This is a genomic window from Chryseobacterium soldanellicola (assembly GCF_900100115.1).
Classification (GTDB): Bacteria; Bacteroidota; Bacteroidia; order Flavobacteriales; family Weeksellaceae; genus Chryseobacterium; species Chryseobacterium soldanellicola.
This window is the reverse complement of sequence record NZ_FNKL01000004.1, coordinates 785,072-800,781: the sequence shown is the minus strand read 5'-3', so window position 1 is coordinate 800,781 and position 15,710 is coordinate 785,072. Positions and strand designations below refer to the sequence as shown.

The following is a 15,710-nucleotide window of genomic DNA, read 5'->3' as shown; positions in this document are numbered from 1 at the left end:
AAAGCTATTGATATCTTTTATGTTCCGTATTCTTTTTAGCGAATCTTTTTGTGATAGGCTTCAGCAATGCTTTATATTTTTCAGCATCAAACAACTGAGAATCGGTAAGCGCTTTGTATGTCATCCAAACTCCAAAAGGAAAGAGGATGAGATTGGGAACCCAGGCTGCCAGATAAGGATTGATTTTTCCAGACCAGGCAACGTTTTCTATCGCAACATTCATGACATAAAATATAATGAAAATAACGATCGCAATAATCACCGGAAGCCCCATTCCTCCTTTTCTGATGATGGAACCCAAGCTTGCCCCGATCAGGAAGAAAATAATACACGTAAAGGAATAGGAAACAATTCTCTGCTGGTAAATAACCATTTTACTGTAATATTTAATAGTCGGGCTCAGCTCATTATTTTTTGAATCTAAGACTGATTTTAAATTATCTAATCTATTATAAGCATTATAAATAATTTCAAGCTTTTTATCACTTTTTATAGTATCTAATTTGATCTGCGGCTTTGCAACAGCTTTGGATTTGTTATTTACATCCATATAAGTTACCACAGAATTTGCCTGATTTAATGCATCATTGCTGATATTGGTAAAGAATTTTGTGTTGTCTTTCTTATTATTATCAATGGTTTTATTAAGCTCGGTATATGTCTGAAATCGGTAATCATCCGTAATTTGTTCTTTTTCAATGGCTTTATTAATAATTTCACTTACATCAAAATGCGAAACCAATGTATCGAATTTAATAGCCTGATCAGGTTGTTTAAGCCTTACATTTTCCCCTTTTCCTGCAAAATTATCTTCAAATACATAGCCGTTGTATAAAACCAGCTTCAGATAATTTTTATTTGCGGCCTGTACAAATTTTCCTTTTTCGGCGACAATTGATTGTTGATTTTCAAAAGTTGTTGCTTTTCTGTGAACAAAAACGCCTTCGATATTTTCTCCGTTTTCCCCATAAATTTTATCAAATTTCACCATATATCCGGGAATCTGATCAATAAATTGGCCTGGAGTGAAATTTAGTGCAGGTTTTGTCTGGGCAATATTAAACAACATATTTTTGGCTTTCCGCTGAAAATCAGGAATAATATTATTGGAAAAAAAGTAGAGCATGACAGACATAATGGTGACCACTCCCAAAAGCGGCATCATGACGCGGGTCAGAGAAATTCCGGCAGCTTTCATGGCAGCAAGCTCGTACCGTTCCCCAAATTCTCCGAACGACATAATGCTCGCCAGAAGAATCGTAAGCGGAAGCACCATGCTGATAACGCTTACCCCAAGATAAAAAAGGAGCTTAAGGATCTGCCAGTAGCTCAGTCCTTTACCCATAAATTGTCCCAACTGAACCCAGATAATGTTTACAATAAAAATGAAAAACAATACGCTGAATATAAAGAAAAACGGTCCAAAGAAGGTTTTTATAATATATCGGTCTAGTATTTTTAACATGCGCCAAAATTAATGAAAAAGCCACAAAGTTTACTTTGCAGCCTGTATATTTTATGAAACTTTATTATTAAGTAAGTAAGCTTATTGGCTTTCATCACTTTTAAAGCTCGGTAATCACATAATTTTTGTACTTATTTTTATCAAATACAAACATATTCGGGTCTAATTCCTGGTTTTCTTTGTATTCTTTGATGGCAATGACGGCAACATCTTTATTATTTCCGTGCTGTTCCAGTTTTACCATTTGTTTTTTCGCAGAATCTACAAAAATATAGACGTATTTTAATCCGTTTGCTTTTACGGGAGTTAATTTTATGAAATCTGCATTTACACCGTTTACATTTTTCTTTCCTCCATACGTTACATTATAATCATTTCTGTAGGTTGAAAGATAATTGATAGGGGAGAACATGGTGCTGCTTCCGTTTGGTTTAGCAATCGTTACTTCCATATCATCGGTGTTGATATTGTAGATTTTATTTCCGTCAAAAATCTGTTCTGTATCCATGATTTTCAACTTATATTTATCTCCTGCAGCGTAGTAAATTCCGGGTTCTGTTTTGGCAACCTGCTCATTGACACCGCTTCCAAAAGAAAACTTGAAGTAGGTATTTTTCTTAGATTTGTAATTGGCTGTAATATCATCAAGGATTTTTTTTGCTTTTGCATCAATTTTCTGAGCACTGGCAAAACCCACCGTTCCTACAACCAGACTACCAACTATAACTTTTGAAATAATATTTCTCATTTTATTTAAATCTTTATCTTTAGACATTCTTCAATAGTAAAAGTTAAACCTAATGATTTACCCTTTACTTCTAACTGCGCAAATCTTCCAAAAACTGTTCCAAAGAGTGGAGATCGCTGATGATAACTTCTCTTGCTTTAGCGCCGTTAAAACCTCCGACAATCCCGCTTGCCTCCAGCTGATCCATAATTCTTCCGGCTCTGTTGTAACCTAGCTTCAACTGTCTCTGAAGCATTGAAGTCGAGCCCTGCTGTGTTGAAACGATAATTCTTGCGGCATCTTCAAATAAAACATCTTTTTCATTCGGATCAAAGGCTCCCACCGTACTTGTAGACTCTTCAGAAACATATTCGGGAAGCAGAAATGCCGAAGCGTAGCCTTTTTGCTCACCGATAAATTCCGCAAGTCTTTCAACTTCAGGAGTATCGACAAAAGCACATTGAAGCCTTAAAATTTCATTTCCGTTAAAATAAAGCATATCTCCTTTTCCGATCAGCTGATCTGCACCAGTAGAATCCAAAATGGTTCTTGAATCTACACTTGAAATTACCCTAAATGCCGCTCTAGCCGGGAAATTAGCCTTAATCATTCCCGTAATAACGTTAACAGAAGGTCTTTGCGTGGCAACAATCAGGTGAATTCCTACCGCTCTGGCAAGCTGTGCTAATCTTGCGATCGGTAATTCAACTTCTTTTCCGGCAGTCATGATCAAATCAGCAAACTCATCGACCACCAAAACGATGTATGGCAAATAGCGGTGGCCGTTTTCAGGATTTAATTTTCTTTCCGTGAATTTTTTATTGTATTCCTTTAAGTTTTTACAGAATGCATTTTTAAGCAGATCATACCGTTGATCCATCTCGACACAAAGGGAATTCAACGTATTGATTACTTTATTGGTATCAGTAATAATCGCATCCTCCGAATCCGGAAGCTTGGCTAAATAATGCCTTTCAATTTTTGAATATAAAGAAAGCTCCACTTTTTTAGGATCCACCATTACGAATTTCAGTTCGCTCGGGTGTTTTTTATAGAGAAGTGAAGTTAAAATCGCATTAATTCCCACCGATTTACCCTGTCCGGTTGCACCCGCCATCAATAAGTGAGGCATTTTTGATAAATCTGCCATGAAAATCTCATTCGAGATTGTTTTACCGAAAACAACAGGCAGATCCATATCCGTATTCTGGAATTTTTGAGACGCGATCACAGAACGCATCGAAACCATTGTAGGATTTTTTCTCGGAACTTCAATTCCGATCGTACCTTTTCCTGGCATCGGAGCAATAATTCTGATTCCTAAAGCCGAAAGATTCAATGCAATATCATCCTGCAGCTTTTTGATCGCTGAAACTCTGATCCCTGCTTCAGGAACGATTTCATATAAGGTTACCGTTGGCCCGATTGTCGCTTTAATTTCAGCAATTCCAACATTGAAATTCTTTAAAAGTCCGACAATTTTATTTTTATTTTCTTCTAGTTCTTCTTTATTAATAGAGATTTCCTCGTTTCCGTAATCTGTCAGTAAATCTACCGTCGGCATCTGGAAATTGGCAAGGTCTAATTTATGATCATAAAGACCATGTTTTTGCACCAATTCCTGAGATTTTTTATCCGTATCATCCAAAACATCAATTACCGGAGCCACTTCTACATTAAATTTAATATCTTTCTCCATGGTAGAAACCGGCGTTGAAATTTTAGTATCAAAAGCCTGTTCAGGAGTTGAAGTCGGAAAACTTGGTTTTGTATTCAGATTTAAATTAAGAGGTTGTGAAAAATCATTTTTATCATCCTCAAAAGAAGTCTGATTCGGGGTTGTAATTGTTTCTAAATTGGTTGAAACAGGCACTTCAGGAAAACCTTTGGGAACACTTATTGGTTCAGGATCCTGTACTTTTATATTATTATTTACACCAACTTCTGTTACCGATATTTTTGACTGATTTTCTTCTGCTTCTTCAATTAATTCTTCATCAGCTTCAAAGTTTTCGTCAGAACTCGGCATCATGGATTTCACTTTTCCGATGGTATTTTCATTGATCTGGTCCAGTTTTGCTTTCACAGAACTTGGACGAAGGTTAAATTCCAAAATAAAATACAACGCGATACTTGCCACCAAAACCAGCCAAAGACCAACACTTCCGATAATAGCATTCAGAGAATCCATGATCTGATAACCATAAACACCGCTTAAAACACCCTGTCCTTTTGTGATTGCTCCAAACAAAATCGGGAGCCAGCAAATGAAAAATAAGGAGTGTCCGACAGTTTTCCAGGGTTTAAAAATTTTCTTTTTAAGGATCATTGTCCCGAAAACCAGAAAAAGAAACGCTATAATAAAAGAAGCAACACCGATACTCTCGAAAATAAATATATTTCCCAGCCAATCGCCAAGCTTTCCAAAAATATTTGAAGATTTTATACTCTTGTCAAGCATCGTTCCTGCCTGGCTCTGATCTGCTTTCCAGTTCGCCAGATAGGAGATAAATGAGAAGGTAAGCACTCCAGAAAAAAGTATAAAAGTAAGCCCTGAAAATATTCTTGGCTTTGATAAAATCCTGCCTTTTTCAGGCGATTCCGGTTGTTGTTTTTGTGTCTTTTTATCCATAATTCAATGAGGCAAATTTAGTGTTTTTTCAAGACTAAAAAATATTTTTCAGTCAAAAGAACTGTTAAATTCCGCTCGGTTTTCAGAGTTTTTATTTTAATTCAATTGATTAATAATGATTAAAAATATTCAAAATAAATTAATTATTGATAAATATTTTCTTCTGTCTTTACATGAGAGTAAACGAAAAAATAGTATTAATAATTTTTAATTAAAAATATTTTTCCTTTTTTGAACTAGTTCAAATGTCAGCGATTCGGGAGTGCATAATTTTGTCTCATAGAATTTTAGAAACAAAAATTATGAACAATGTATTCAAAAGCACTTTGGCTTTATGTCTAGTTTTAATCTCACTTATACAAATCAACGCACAACAAAAAAAGAACATGGAAAACACAGCATTATTAATCATTGACGTTCAAAACGATTATTTTAAAGAAGGAAATATGACGTTGGATGGAGCAGAGGAAGCGGGTAAAAAAGCCAAACAGTTATTGGAGTTTTACAGAAAAAATAAGTTACCGGTCATTCATATTAAACATATTTCTACGAATGAAGGGGCAACATTCTTTTTACCAAATACTTCGGGTGCAGAAATCAATCCTTTAGTCGCTCCAAAAGAAGGTGAAAAAGTTATTATAAAGCATTATCCCAACAGTTTCAGAGAGACGGATCTTTTGGAGTATCTTCATTCAAAAAGGATTGAAAACCTTGTTATTACAGGGATGATGACCGACGTTTGTGTCGAATCTACGACAAGAGCAGCATTTGATTATGGCTTTACAAATACGGTGATTGGCGATGCAACTGCAACCAGAAACAGAGAATTATTCGGGCAGATCGTAAAAGCATCGGATGTACAAAAATCAATTCTTGCAGGTATTTCTGCTTTGGGAAATCTTTACGCCCGTGTTATTAATACACAAGATTTTTTAAATGGAAAATAATTAATTAAAGAAAAAACATATTCAGATAAAGATACCGGCAAATGTTGGTATCTTTATGTGTTTAAACTTATTTAAATTCATCATGTTCAATTCACTGTATAAAAATATAAGCAGATATATTCAACTTTCGGAAACGGAATTTGAAGATTTTTCTGAATATTTTAAACTTCATAGCTATAAAAAGAAAGATATAATTCTTCATGAAGGAGAATACTGTTTATTTGAAGGTTTTGTTCTGAATGGCTGTTTTAAAGTGTTTTTTTTAAATGAACAAGGGACCGAACAAACTTTATATTTTGCAGTTGACAATTGGTGGATCACTGATCTTGACAGCCTGATCAACAATGTTCCGAGTGTTTTAAATATTGAAGCTCTGGAAGATAGCCAGGTTTTAATGATCTCAAAAAAAGATAAAGAGCTTCTTTATGGGGTCATGCCGCTGGTTGAAAAACTTTTCCGGATCATGAATCAACAGTCATCCATCGCTTTACAGAGACGGATTTTATCTTTAATGAATAAAACTGCCGACAAACGTTATCTCGAATTTTTAGAAAAATATCCAAGCTTGGAGCAACGGCTGACTCAACAGCAAGTTGCATCATATCTGGGAATTTCACATGAATTTTTAAGCAAAATCAGAAAAAAAACAACACTTGGCAAATAAATGAATCCAGTTATCTGGATAAATGATTTTTATTAATATTTTACAAAATTTTATTTTTGAATTTTCTTTAATTAAATTAATGTTATTAAGAACGATTCAAAATAGCATAAATAGCCTTCAAAGTGACAAAAAACAGCTTTTTTTATCCTCTTTGTGGTTTATCATCCTTATTTTTGCATGTCAAGTATAAAAAATCATGAAGAAGATCCAGGATATTCTTATCTCAACCAGAACAATGGCTGTATTGTTGCTGGCATTCGCATTTTCGATGGCCTATGCCACGTTTTTAGAAAATGATTACGGAACACCAACAGCAAAGGCTTTAATTTATGAAGCAAAATGGTTTGAATTAATCATGCTTTTGTTAATTCTTAATTTCATCGGAAATATCGGCAGATACAGACTTTGGAAAAGAGAAAAGTGGCCTGTTTTAGTTTTTCACCTTGCATTTATTTTAATTTTCATCGGTGGAGCGATCACAAGATATGTAAGCTTTGAAGGGACAATGCATATCAGAGAAGGGGAGACTTCCAATGAAATTGTAACTGACAAAAATTTCTTTAAAATTCAGATTGAAGAAAAAGGAGACGTTCTTAACTATCAGGATGTTCCTTATTTAATGTCCCCGTTGCATAAAGATTTTAATGCAACTTACGATTTTCACGGAAAAACAATAACCGTAGAAGCTAAAGAGTACATTCAGAGAAAAAAAGACAGTTTAGTTGCTGATCCGAGCGGTGCAGAATATCTTCATTTGGTATCAACAGGAAATACCGGAAGACAGAATATTTACATAAAACCGGGCGAAACGAAGTCTATCAACGGTACTTTGGTGACATTCAACAGAGCGATCGAAGGTGCGGTAGAATTCAAAAATGAAGGCGGAAAATTATTCATCAAAACACCGGTTGACGCAACTTATATGACGATGGCAACTCAGGCTACGGGAAATACAGTGAAAGATGCATTTCAACCGTTGGCTTTGAGGAGCTTATATAGCATTAATGAACTAAAATTAGTTGTACCGGAAGGTCTTAAGAAAGGAAAATTAATGTCTATCGAAGGCGACAGGAAAAAAGATGCCAACGTTCCTGATATGTTGACCGTTGAAATTCAAGGTCCTAAAACCAAGCAGTTGGTTGATCTTTCTGTTGAAAAAGGCAATCCTAACGCTTATAAACAAGTAACAATGGATGGATTGAATATCATGGTAGGATTCGGTCCGAAGATTTACAACACTCCTTTTGCACTTAAATTAGATGATTTCGTAATGGAAACATATCCGGGAAGCTCGTCTCCAAGTGCTTATGAAAGTCATGTTAAAATCATCGATAGAGGAACACAGACTCCTTATAAAATATATATGAATCATGTTTTGAATCATGGAGGATACCGATTTTTCCAGTCAAGTTTTGATCCGGACAGAATGGGAACGGTACTTTCTGTAAACCACGATTTCTGGGGAACTATAATCTCTTATATCGGATATACGTTTTTATTTGGAGGAATGTTCGTCATGTTTTTCTGGAAAGGAACACATTTCTGGAAATTAAATAATTTGCTTAAAAATGTTAACAAAAAAAGAACGGCAACAGTTATTTTATTCCTTTTAAGTTTAGGCTTAAATGCTCAGAAAATCGAAACCCACGGAACAACGGACGGAAGCAGGGAACACATTCATGTAGAAGGTGAAAATCACAATCATGTTCCGGTTCCTGAGGCTTCACAAACTCAGCCACAGCAAAATTCTTTGGCAGCGCCTTTGAGCAAAATGCAAATTATTTCTGCAGACGAAATTATCGCCAGAAATAAGATCAGCAAAGAGCACGCAGATAAATTCGGGTATCTTTTGGTACAGAATTTTGAAGGAAGAATTGTTCCTATTAATACGGAAGCGCTTGATATTTTAAGAAAATTATACAAAAAAGATGAGTTTAAGGGTTCAGACGGAAAATCTTTAACGGCAAATCAATGGTTTCTTTCAATCAATACAGATACACCAAGCTGGACGATGGTTCCGATCATCTATGTAGGCTCAAAAGGTGGTGACGAATTAAAGAACAAAACGAAAGCAAACGACGATGGTTACACTTCGTTAATGAGTCTTTTCCCGGCTGATGCAAATGGAAATCTGACTTATATTTTAGAGCACGATTACAATACTGCATTCCGTAAAAAGCCGTCTGAACAAACGAACTATGACAAAGAAGTAATTTCTGTCAACGAAAGAGTTCAGATTTTTAACGAATTTTTCAGCGGACAGTTTATGAGAATTGTTCCTGTGAAAAACGATGCAAACCACACCTGGCATTCATGGCTTGACCAAAAATTCGAACCGGATATGGAATCTCAGCAAGTAATGGGACCTTATTTTGCGGAAGCTTTGGCTGCTCAAAAATCCGGTGACTGGAGTAAGGCTGATAAAGAATTGGCGAAACTTTCAGAGTATCAACAAAAATGGGGAAAAGCAGTCGTTCCTACAAAATCTAAAGTTGATCTTGAGGTTTTCATGAATAAAGTAAACATTAACTTCAAATTATTAATTTTCTATACATTAATCGGAGGTTTATTATTACTGTTAGGTTTTGTTGAATTATTCAAGCCAAATAAAATTTTAAATAAAATAATTAAAGTCATTATTGCACTTGGTGTAGTTGGATATTTGTTCCATTTCTTAGGACTTGTTGCAAGATGGTATATTTCGGGCCACGCACCTTGGAGTAACGGTTACGAAGCGATTATCTTTATTTCCTGGGTAGGTATTTCGGCAGGTTTATTACTGTACAGAAATTCAAATGCATTGATTCCGGCAGCCGGATTTATGGTAGCGGTAATTATGATGGGATTTGCACACGGAGGTTCAGCGCTTGATCCGCAGATTACGCCGCTTGTACCTGTGTTGAAGTCTTACTGGCTGATCGTTCACGTAGCAATTATTACGTCGAGTTACGGATTTTTTGCCCTGTCGATGATCATTGCGGTAATCAGTTTGGTATTCTATATTATTTCTAGTAAAGAAACATACAAAATTCATCACGATACAACTTTGAAGGAACTGGCAATCGTTTCTGAAATGTCTCTTACCATCGGACTTTTTGCCCTAACAGTAGGAAACTTCTTAGGAGGAATCTGGGCCAACGAATCTTGGGGAAGATACTGGAGCTGGGACCCGAAAGAAACATGGGCTTTCATCTCAATTATGGTGTACGCTTTTGTTCTCCACATGAGATTAGTTCCGGGATTGAGAAGCAGATGGGCGTTCCATGTAGCAGCAATGTTTGCATTCTGTTCGATGGTAATGACCTATTTCGGAGTAAATTATTACCTGAGCGGACTTCACTCTTACGCGGCAGGAGATCCTGTTCCTGTTCCGGCCTGGGTGTACATCGGGCTTTCAACGATGCTTTTATTAGCACTTGTTTCTTTCTTTAAGTTTAAAACTTTAAATAAGAAATAAATTTCAAAATCATATTTAAATTAATCCCGGAAGTTATTTTCCGGGATTTTTCATTGTATCTATTAAACGACCTAGAAAGCTGAGCGGAGTCGAAGCATCTCTAATAAATAACAATTAAAGCATAAAAAAAACTCATAATTTATAATTCATAATTCAAAACTCCTTCATATCTTTATGATATCAAAATAATATCATTTTAAAATTACATGTATGGAAAAAGTCTTAAAACCAATGTCGGGCTATTTAACATTAATTATTTGTTTAATCCTGTTTGTAGCTTCAATTTATTTATTCATTAACGGGGTAGATCAAAATATCACTTTTGCTGTTTTGGCGATACTTTGCTTCTTATTATCGTGCTTTTTTCTGAAAGGTTTAATGATCATTCAGCCGAATCACTCAAGAGTGCTGAACTTCTTCGGAAAATATGTCGGAACAGTAAAAGACAACGGATTGTTTTTCATTAATCCATTGTATTCATCTCAAAAAATGTCTCTTCGTTCTGAAAATTTACAGGGACAAACCTTAAAAGTAAACGACAAAATGGGAAATCCAATTGAAATTGCTGTCGTAATGGTCTGGAAGGTAGGAGATACCTATAAAGCGGCTTTTGATGTTGAGCGTTATTCAGATTTTGTGAAAATGCAGAGTGAGGCTGCGGTGCGTCATTTGGCGATGAGTTTTCCTTATGATAATTTAGAAGATGACCATGCGCCGATTACTTTAAGAGAAGGCGGTGACAAGATTAATTCTATCCTGGAGCAGGAATTGACAGACCGTCTTTCGAAAGCGGGAATCATCATTCAGGAAGCCAGAATTTCACACTTGGCGTATGCTTCAGAAATCGCAGGAGCAATGCTTCAGAGACAGCAGGCAACAGCAATCGTTGCAGCAAGAACCAAAATCGTTGAAGGTGCTGTCGGAATGGTAGATTTAGCCTTAAAAAAGCTTTCCGAGGAAAATATTGTTGAGCTTGATGATGAAAGAAAAGCGGCAATGGTGAGTAATTTAATGGTTGTTCTTTGCGGAGAAAAAGCAGCACAGCCGATTTTAAATGCAGGAACTTTGTATAATTAAATTTCTTATAATCTTTGCTAAGTGAAACGCCTTTGCGAACTTAAAAACATTAAGTAATTCAAAGAAAATCTTTGCGTCCTTTGCGTTAAAAAACAAAAAAGCATCAGACAAGAAATTAGAAAAGTAACAAAAAATGAAATCAGAAAAAGCTCAAAACTCTCCCGAAAGCAAAGGAAAAAAATCCTTCGTTATAAGGATAGATGAGTCCACGTACAAGCTCCTCGAAAAATGGGCGAATGATGAATTCAGGAGTGTAAACGGGCAAATTGAGTATTTGCTACATCAAAGTTTGATCGAAGCGGGAAGAAAGAAAAAAGAATAATTAAACTATAAATTAACCTTAAAAAAACAAAAAAAGCAGAGAAATTTTCTCTGCTTTTTTATTTGAAATATATCAATTAAATTAATCAAATATTGTTGTGACGTAATTGCTGATAACAGTCCAGAAATTTTTTCCGAGGAAATAGATGAGGGTAGAAGTGATAATTCCCTTTACGGTAAAGAAAATAATACCGCCAATTCCGAATTTTTTAACTAAACTTTTCCATTTAGAGCTTTTCTTTTCTTCTGTCGGTTCATTTATACTCTTATTATTTTCCATTTCTGAAATTCAAATGATTACCTTACAAAGATAAGCATGTTTATAATTAGTCCAAATAAAAATCATGTTAAAATTAAAATTTTGCGGTTCACATAATATTTTTATCTTTAGAGGAAACGAAAAGTAGAATTTTTATGTCTAAAAAAGTAAAAGATTTTGGGATCGAAAAAACACTCAAAAATCTAGGAATTAAAGATGAGAATAAAGGAACTTCAGTCGGTGGAAAATATTTTGCTTCCGGGAAAATATTAGAAAGTTTTTCGCCTGTAGATGGTAATTTAATTGCTAAAATAAAGACTTCCGGGGAAAGTGATTATGACAAAGTAATTGAAACAGCTCAAAGAGCTTTTCAGGAATTCCGGGCGATTCCGGCTCCGAAAAGAGGAGAGATCGTAAGACAGTTAGGTCAAAAATTAAGACAATATAAAGACGATTTAGGTAAGCTTGTTTCTTATGAAATGGGTAAATCTTTACAGGAAGGTCTTGGTGAAGTTCAGGAAATGATCGATATCTGCGACTTTGCCGTTGGAGTTTCGAGACAGCTTCACGGGTACACAATGCATTCAGAAAGACCTGGTCACAGAATGTACGAGCAATATCATCCTCTTGGGATCGTGGGAATTATCACCGCTTTCAATTTTCCGGTTGCAGTTTGGGCTTGGAATACGGCTTTAGCCTGGATTTGCGGTAACGTTACGATCTGGAAACCATCAGAAAAAACACCGCTTTGTGCATTGGCCTGTCAGAATATCATGAATGAAGTTTTAAAGGAAAACAATCTTCCAGAAGGTATTTCAAGTGTTTTGATCGCGGATCACGAGATCGGCCAAAAATTAGTGGATGACAAAAGAGTTTCTCTGGTTTCTTTCACAGGTTCTACAAGAGTCGGAAGGATGGTTTCTTCGAAAGTTGCTGAAAGATTCGGGAAATCTATCCTTGAATTAGGTGGAAACAACGCTATCATTATTTCTAAAGATGCAGACATCAATATGTCGATTATCGGGGCTGTTTTCGGGGCTGTAGGAACTGCAGGACAGAGATGTACTTCGACAAGAAGATTGATTATTCATGAAGATGTTTATGACGAAGTAAAAAACAGACTGATAAAGGCTTACGGACAATTAAAGATCGGAAATCCTTTGGATGAAAACAATCATGTCGGACCGCTAATCGATGTTGCTGCGGTGAATCAATACGAAGAATCGATCAAAAAATGTAAGAAAGAAGGTGGAAAATTTATCGTTGAAGGTGAAGTTTTAAAAGGAAAAGGATACGAATCAGGTTGTTACGTAAAACCTTGTATTGCTGAAGTTAAAAATTCTTACGAAATCGTTCAGCACGAGACTTTCGCGCCTATTTTATATTTAATCAAATACAAAACGCTGGAAGAAGCGATTGCTGTTCAGAATGACGTTCCTCAAGGGTTATCGTCTGCGATTATGACACAAAATTTAAGAGAAGCGGAATTATTCCTTTCTCATGCAGGTTCAGACTGCGGAATTGCCAACGTCAATATCGGAACTTCCGGTGCTGAGATCGGTGGTGCTTTCGGTGGTGAAAAAGAAACAGGAGGCGGTAGAGAATCCGGTTCTGATGTTTGGAAATATTATATGAGAAGACAAACCAATACTATAAATTACACTGCTCAACTTCCTTTAGCACAAGGAATTAAGTTTGATTTATAAACATTTAATTTTAAAAATTAAGAGATTCAGAGTTCAGAAATTGTCCCTAAGCAATTTTTTAATGCTCGTCTTTTAATCCATTACCTAAGATTTATTTAATATGGAACAAATAATTGATATACAAGCAAATAAAGTTAAGGAAACAATAGGAAAGCACGTTTTGGCAGACGGCTTTGATTTCGTGATGGATATTGAAAAATCCCACGGCTCATGGCTTTACGATAGGCTGACCGGCAGAGAATTTTTAGATATGTTCTCCATGTTCGGATCTGCTGCTGTAGGTTATAACCATCCTTATTTGGTTGAAAAATCAGCCTGGTTAGGCAGAATGGCGGTCAATAAACCGACTCTGGCTGACGTTTATTCAGAAGAATACGCCCAGTTTTTAGAAACTTTCGAAAGAGTTGTCATTCCTCAGGAATTGCAGTATGCTTTCTTTATCGAAGGTGGAACTTTAGGTGTTGAAAACGCTATGAAAGCTTGTTTCGACTGGAAAACGCATAAAAATTTTCAAAAAGATATTCAGACGGAAGGCAGCATCTGTATTCACTTCAGACAGGCTTTTCACGGGAGAAGCGGTTATACATTAAGCTTAACAAATACTTCTGATCCTAGGAAATATCAATATTTCCCGATGTTTGAATGGCCGAGAATTTTAAATCCTAAATTACATTTCCCAATCACGGAAGAAAATTTAGAAGAAACCATTAAAAACGAAAGATTAGCTTTACTTCAGATCGAAGAATCTATTTTGATGAATCCTGATAAAGTGGCTTGCATCATCATCGAGCCGATTCAGGCAGAAGGTGGCGACAACCATTTCAGAGACGAATTTTTTGTTGAATTAAGAAAATTATGTGATCAGAATGATGTCCTTCTTATTTTTGATGAAGTGCAGACCGGCATCGGAATTACAGGGAAAATGTGGGCTTTTGAGCATTTCTCGGTAAGACCTGACATCATTTCTTTCGGTAAAAAAACACAGGTTTGTGGGGTTTTAGCGAATAAAGAAAAGTTTGATGAAGTTCCGAATAATGTTTTTAGAGAGAGCTCAAGAATTAATTCTACTTTCGGCGGTAATTTTGTTGATATGCTTCGTTTTCAGTTGACAATGGATGTAATTGAAAAAGAAAATCTTGTAGAAAATGCAAGAATTGTTGGTGATTATTTGCTGGAACAACTGAAAAAGTTAGCTGAAAAATATCCTGAAAAAATCTCAAATGCAAGAGGAAGAGGCTTAATGTGCGCCATCGATCTGCCTTCCGGAGAACAAAGAGATTTCCTGAGAAACGAACTTTTCAATGATGGTTTGATCATCTTAGGATGTGGAGATCAGTCACTTCGCTTCAGGCCACATTTAAATGTTACCAAAGAAGAAATTCAATTGGCATTGGATAAAATTGAAAATCAAATTAACAAAATTTAAAATCCAAAATTTGTAATTTTAAAAAAAACTTTGTACATTTAGATACTCAAACGATATAGAAATATGGAAAGAAGTACAAGAGTATCAGTTTTTGAAAGTGACAAACCATCAGAAATTCAGCTAATCAAATCAAAATTGGACGATGCCCAGATTACCAATGCGGTCGAGAACAATTACCTTACTTTTACAACAACGCCAACGGCCACTTCGTTGAAAGTGATGGTAGATTTGCTGGATGAGAAGAAAGCATTCGAGATTATTGATGCTTATCTTCAACAAAATGAAAATCAATAAAAACAATTTCATAATTTTAAATTTTACTACTTCGAACCGAAAATTAATTTTAATTAGTTTTCGGTTTTTTAATTAAATATTTAAAAATAATTAAGAGATTCTGAGATTTAGAAATTAAGATAAAATTTTGATTACCATTATCCTATTTATTAAAACTAATCTCTGATTTTTTTAATTTCATAATCAAAGAACAATGAATTCAGAAATTAAACTAAGAAAAGCGGAAATTGAAGACAGAGACATAATCTGGAGCATTCTACAGCAGGCAATTGAAAGAAGAAGGCAAGATGGCAGCTCCCAATGGCAACAAGGCTATCCCAATCTTGACACGGTTGAAAGTGATATTGCAAAAGGATTCGGATATGTAATGACAATTGATGGAGAAATTGCCGTTTATACAGCCTTAATTTTGAATGACGAGCCAGCTTACAGCACAATTGAAGGTGCCTGGCTGAGTGACGGAGAGTTTGTAGTCGTTCACAGAGTGGCAGTTGATGAAAAGTTTGCCGGACAAGGTTTAGTGAAAAAATTATTTGATCATATTGAAGATTTTACGAGATCTCAGGGAATTCAGAGTGTAAAAGTGGACACCAATTTTGACAATATTCCCATGTTGAAAATCCTTGAAAGCAAAGGATATTCCTATTGTGGAGAGGTTTTTCTGGCCGGCGGAATGAGAAAGGCTTTTGAGAAGATTATAATTTAAGCCAAAAGTTAAATCAATTTCCATTGAAT

Annotated in this window: 13 protein-coding genes; 9 read left to right on the top strand and 4 right to left on the bottom strand. The window is 35.5% G+C overall.

The features are described from left to right. Nucleotides 1-4 precede the first annotated feature (4 nt). The 3 genes from BLT04_RS17815 to BLT04_RS17805 all read right to left on the bottom strand — a co-directional run bounded on the left by BLT04_RS17815 (nt 5) and on the right by BLT04_RS17805 (nt 4,824). Complete coding sequence (locus tag BLT04_RS17815; RefSeq protein WP_089757136.1) at nt 5-1,465, bottom strand: LptF/LptG family permease; 1,461 nt, start codon at nt 1,463-1,465, stop codon at nt 5-7. Nucleotides 1,466-1,565: 100 nt separating this feature from the next. Continuing rightward, nucleotides 1,566-2,213, bottom strand: a complete 648-nt coding sequence (locus BLT04_RS17810; protein ID WP_089757328.1) for an outer membrane lipoprotein periplasmic chaperone LolA1 — start codon at nt 2,211-2,213, stop codon at nt 1,566-1,568. 70 nt (nt 2,214-2,283) lie between these two features. After that, entirely contained in the window at nt 2,284-4,824 is a 2,541-nt protein-coding gene (locus tag BLT04_RS17805; RefSeq protein ID WP_089757135.1) for an FtsK/SpoIIIE family DNA translocase, read from the bottom strand. A gap of 386 nt (nt 4,825-5,210) precedes the next feature. Here BLT04_RS17805 and BLT04_RS17800 point away from each other — a divergent pair, with 386 nt between their 5' ends. From BLT04_RS17800 to BLT04_RS17780, 5 genes are all read left to right on the top strand, one after another. After that, nucleotides 5,211-5,771 (top strand): cysteine hydrolase family protein, encoded by a 561-nt coding sequence (locus tag BLT04_RS17800; protein ID WP_228421995.1) that lies wholly within the window; start codon nt 5,211-5,213, stop codon nt 5,769-5,771. An 82-nt stretch (nt 5,772-5,853) separates the two neighbouring features. Beyond that, nucleotides 5,854-6,435, top strand: a complete 582-nt coding sequence (locus BLT04_RS17795) for a Crp/Fnr family transcriptional regulator (RefSeq protein WP_089757133.1) — start codon at nt 5,854-5,856, stop codon at nt 6,433-6,435. Nucleotides 6,436-6,631: 196 nt separating this feature from the next. Further along, nucleotides 6,632-9,892 carry a cytochrome c biogenesis protein gene (gene ccsA / locus BLT04_RS17790; RefSeq protein ID WP_089757132.1) on the top strand — a complete coding sequence of 1,087 codons (3,261 nt, stop codon included), beginning with the start codon at nt 6,632-6,634 and terminating at the stop codon, nt 9,890-9,892. A gap of 210 nt (nt 9,893-10,102) precedes the next feature. Further along, a complete protein-coding gene (locus tag BLT04_RS17785; protein WP_089757131.1) occupies nt 10,103-10,969 on the top strand; it encodes an SPFH domain-containing protein in 867 nt (288 codons plus the stop codon). A gap of 133 nt (nt 10,970-11,102) precedes the next feature. Next, nucleotides 11,103-11,291 carry a type II toxin-antitoxin system antitoxin gene (locus tag BLT04_RS17780; RefSeq protein ID WP_089757130.1) on the top strand — a complete coding sequence of 63 codons (189 nt, stop codon included), beginning with the start codon at nt 11,103-11,105 and terminating at the stop codon, nt 11,289-11,291. 81 nt (nt 11,292-11,372) lie between these two features. Here the strand turns inward: BLT04_RS17780 and BLT04_RS17775 are convergent, their stop codons facing one another. After that, a complete protein-coding gene (locus tag BLT04_RS17775) occupies nt 11,373-11,570 on the bottom strand; it encodes a hypothetical protein (RefSeq protein WP_089757129.1) in 198 nt (65 codons plus the stop codon). A 134-nt stretch (nt 11,571-11,704) separates the two neighbouring features. Between BLT04_RS17775 and amaB the strand changes: the two genes are divergently transcribed. From amaB to BLT04_RS17755, 4 genes are all read left to right on the top strand, one after another. Beyond that, on the top strand, nt 11,705-13,255 hold the full coding sequence (gene amaB, locus BLT04_RS17770) for an L-piperidine-6-carboxylate dehydrogenase (protein WP_089757128.1): 1,551 nt from the start codon (nt 11,705-11,707) through the stop codon (nt 13,253-13,255). A gap of 100 nt (nt 13,256-13,355) precedes the next feature. Then, nucleotides 13,356-14,681 (top strand): L-lysine 6-transaminase, encoded by a 1,326-nt coding sequence (lat, locus tag BLT04_RS17765; RefSeq protein WP_089757127.1) that lies wholly within the window; start codon nt 13,356-13,358, stop codon nt 14,679-14,681. 63 nt (nt 14,682-14,744) lie between these two features. After that, nucleotides 14,745-14,975, top strand: coding sequence for a DUF2007 domain-containing protein (locus tag BLT04_RS17760; protein ID WP_089757126.1), 231 nt, complete (start codon nt 14,745-14,747; stop codon nt 14,973-14,975). Nucleotides 14,976-15,168: 193 nt separating this feature from the next. Then, a complete protein-coding gene (locus tag BLT04_RS17755; protein ID WP_089757125.1) occupies nt 15,169-15,681 on the top strand; it encodes a GNAT family N-acetyltransferase in 513 nt (170 codons plus the stop codon). Nucleotides 15,682-15,710: the final 29 nt, after the last annotated feature.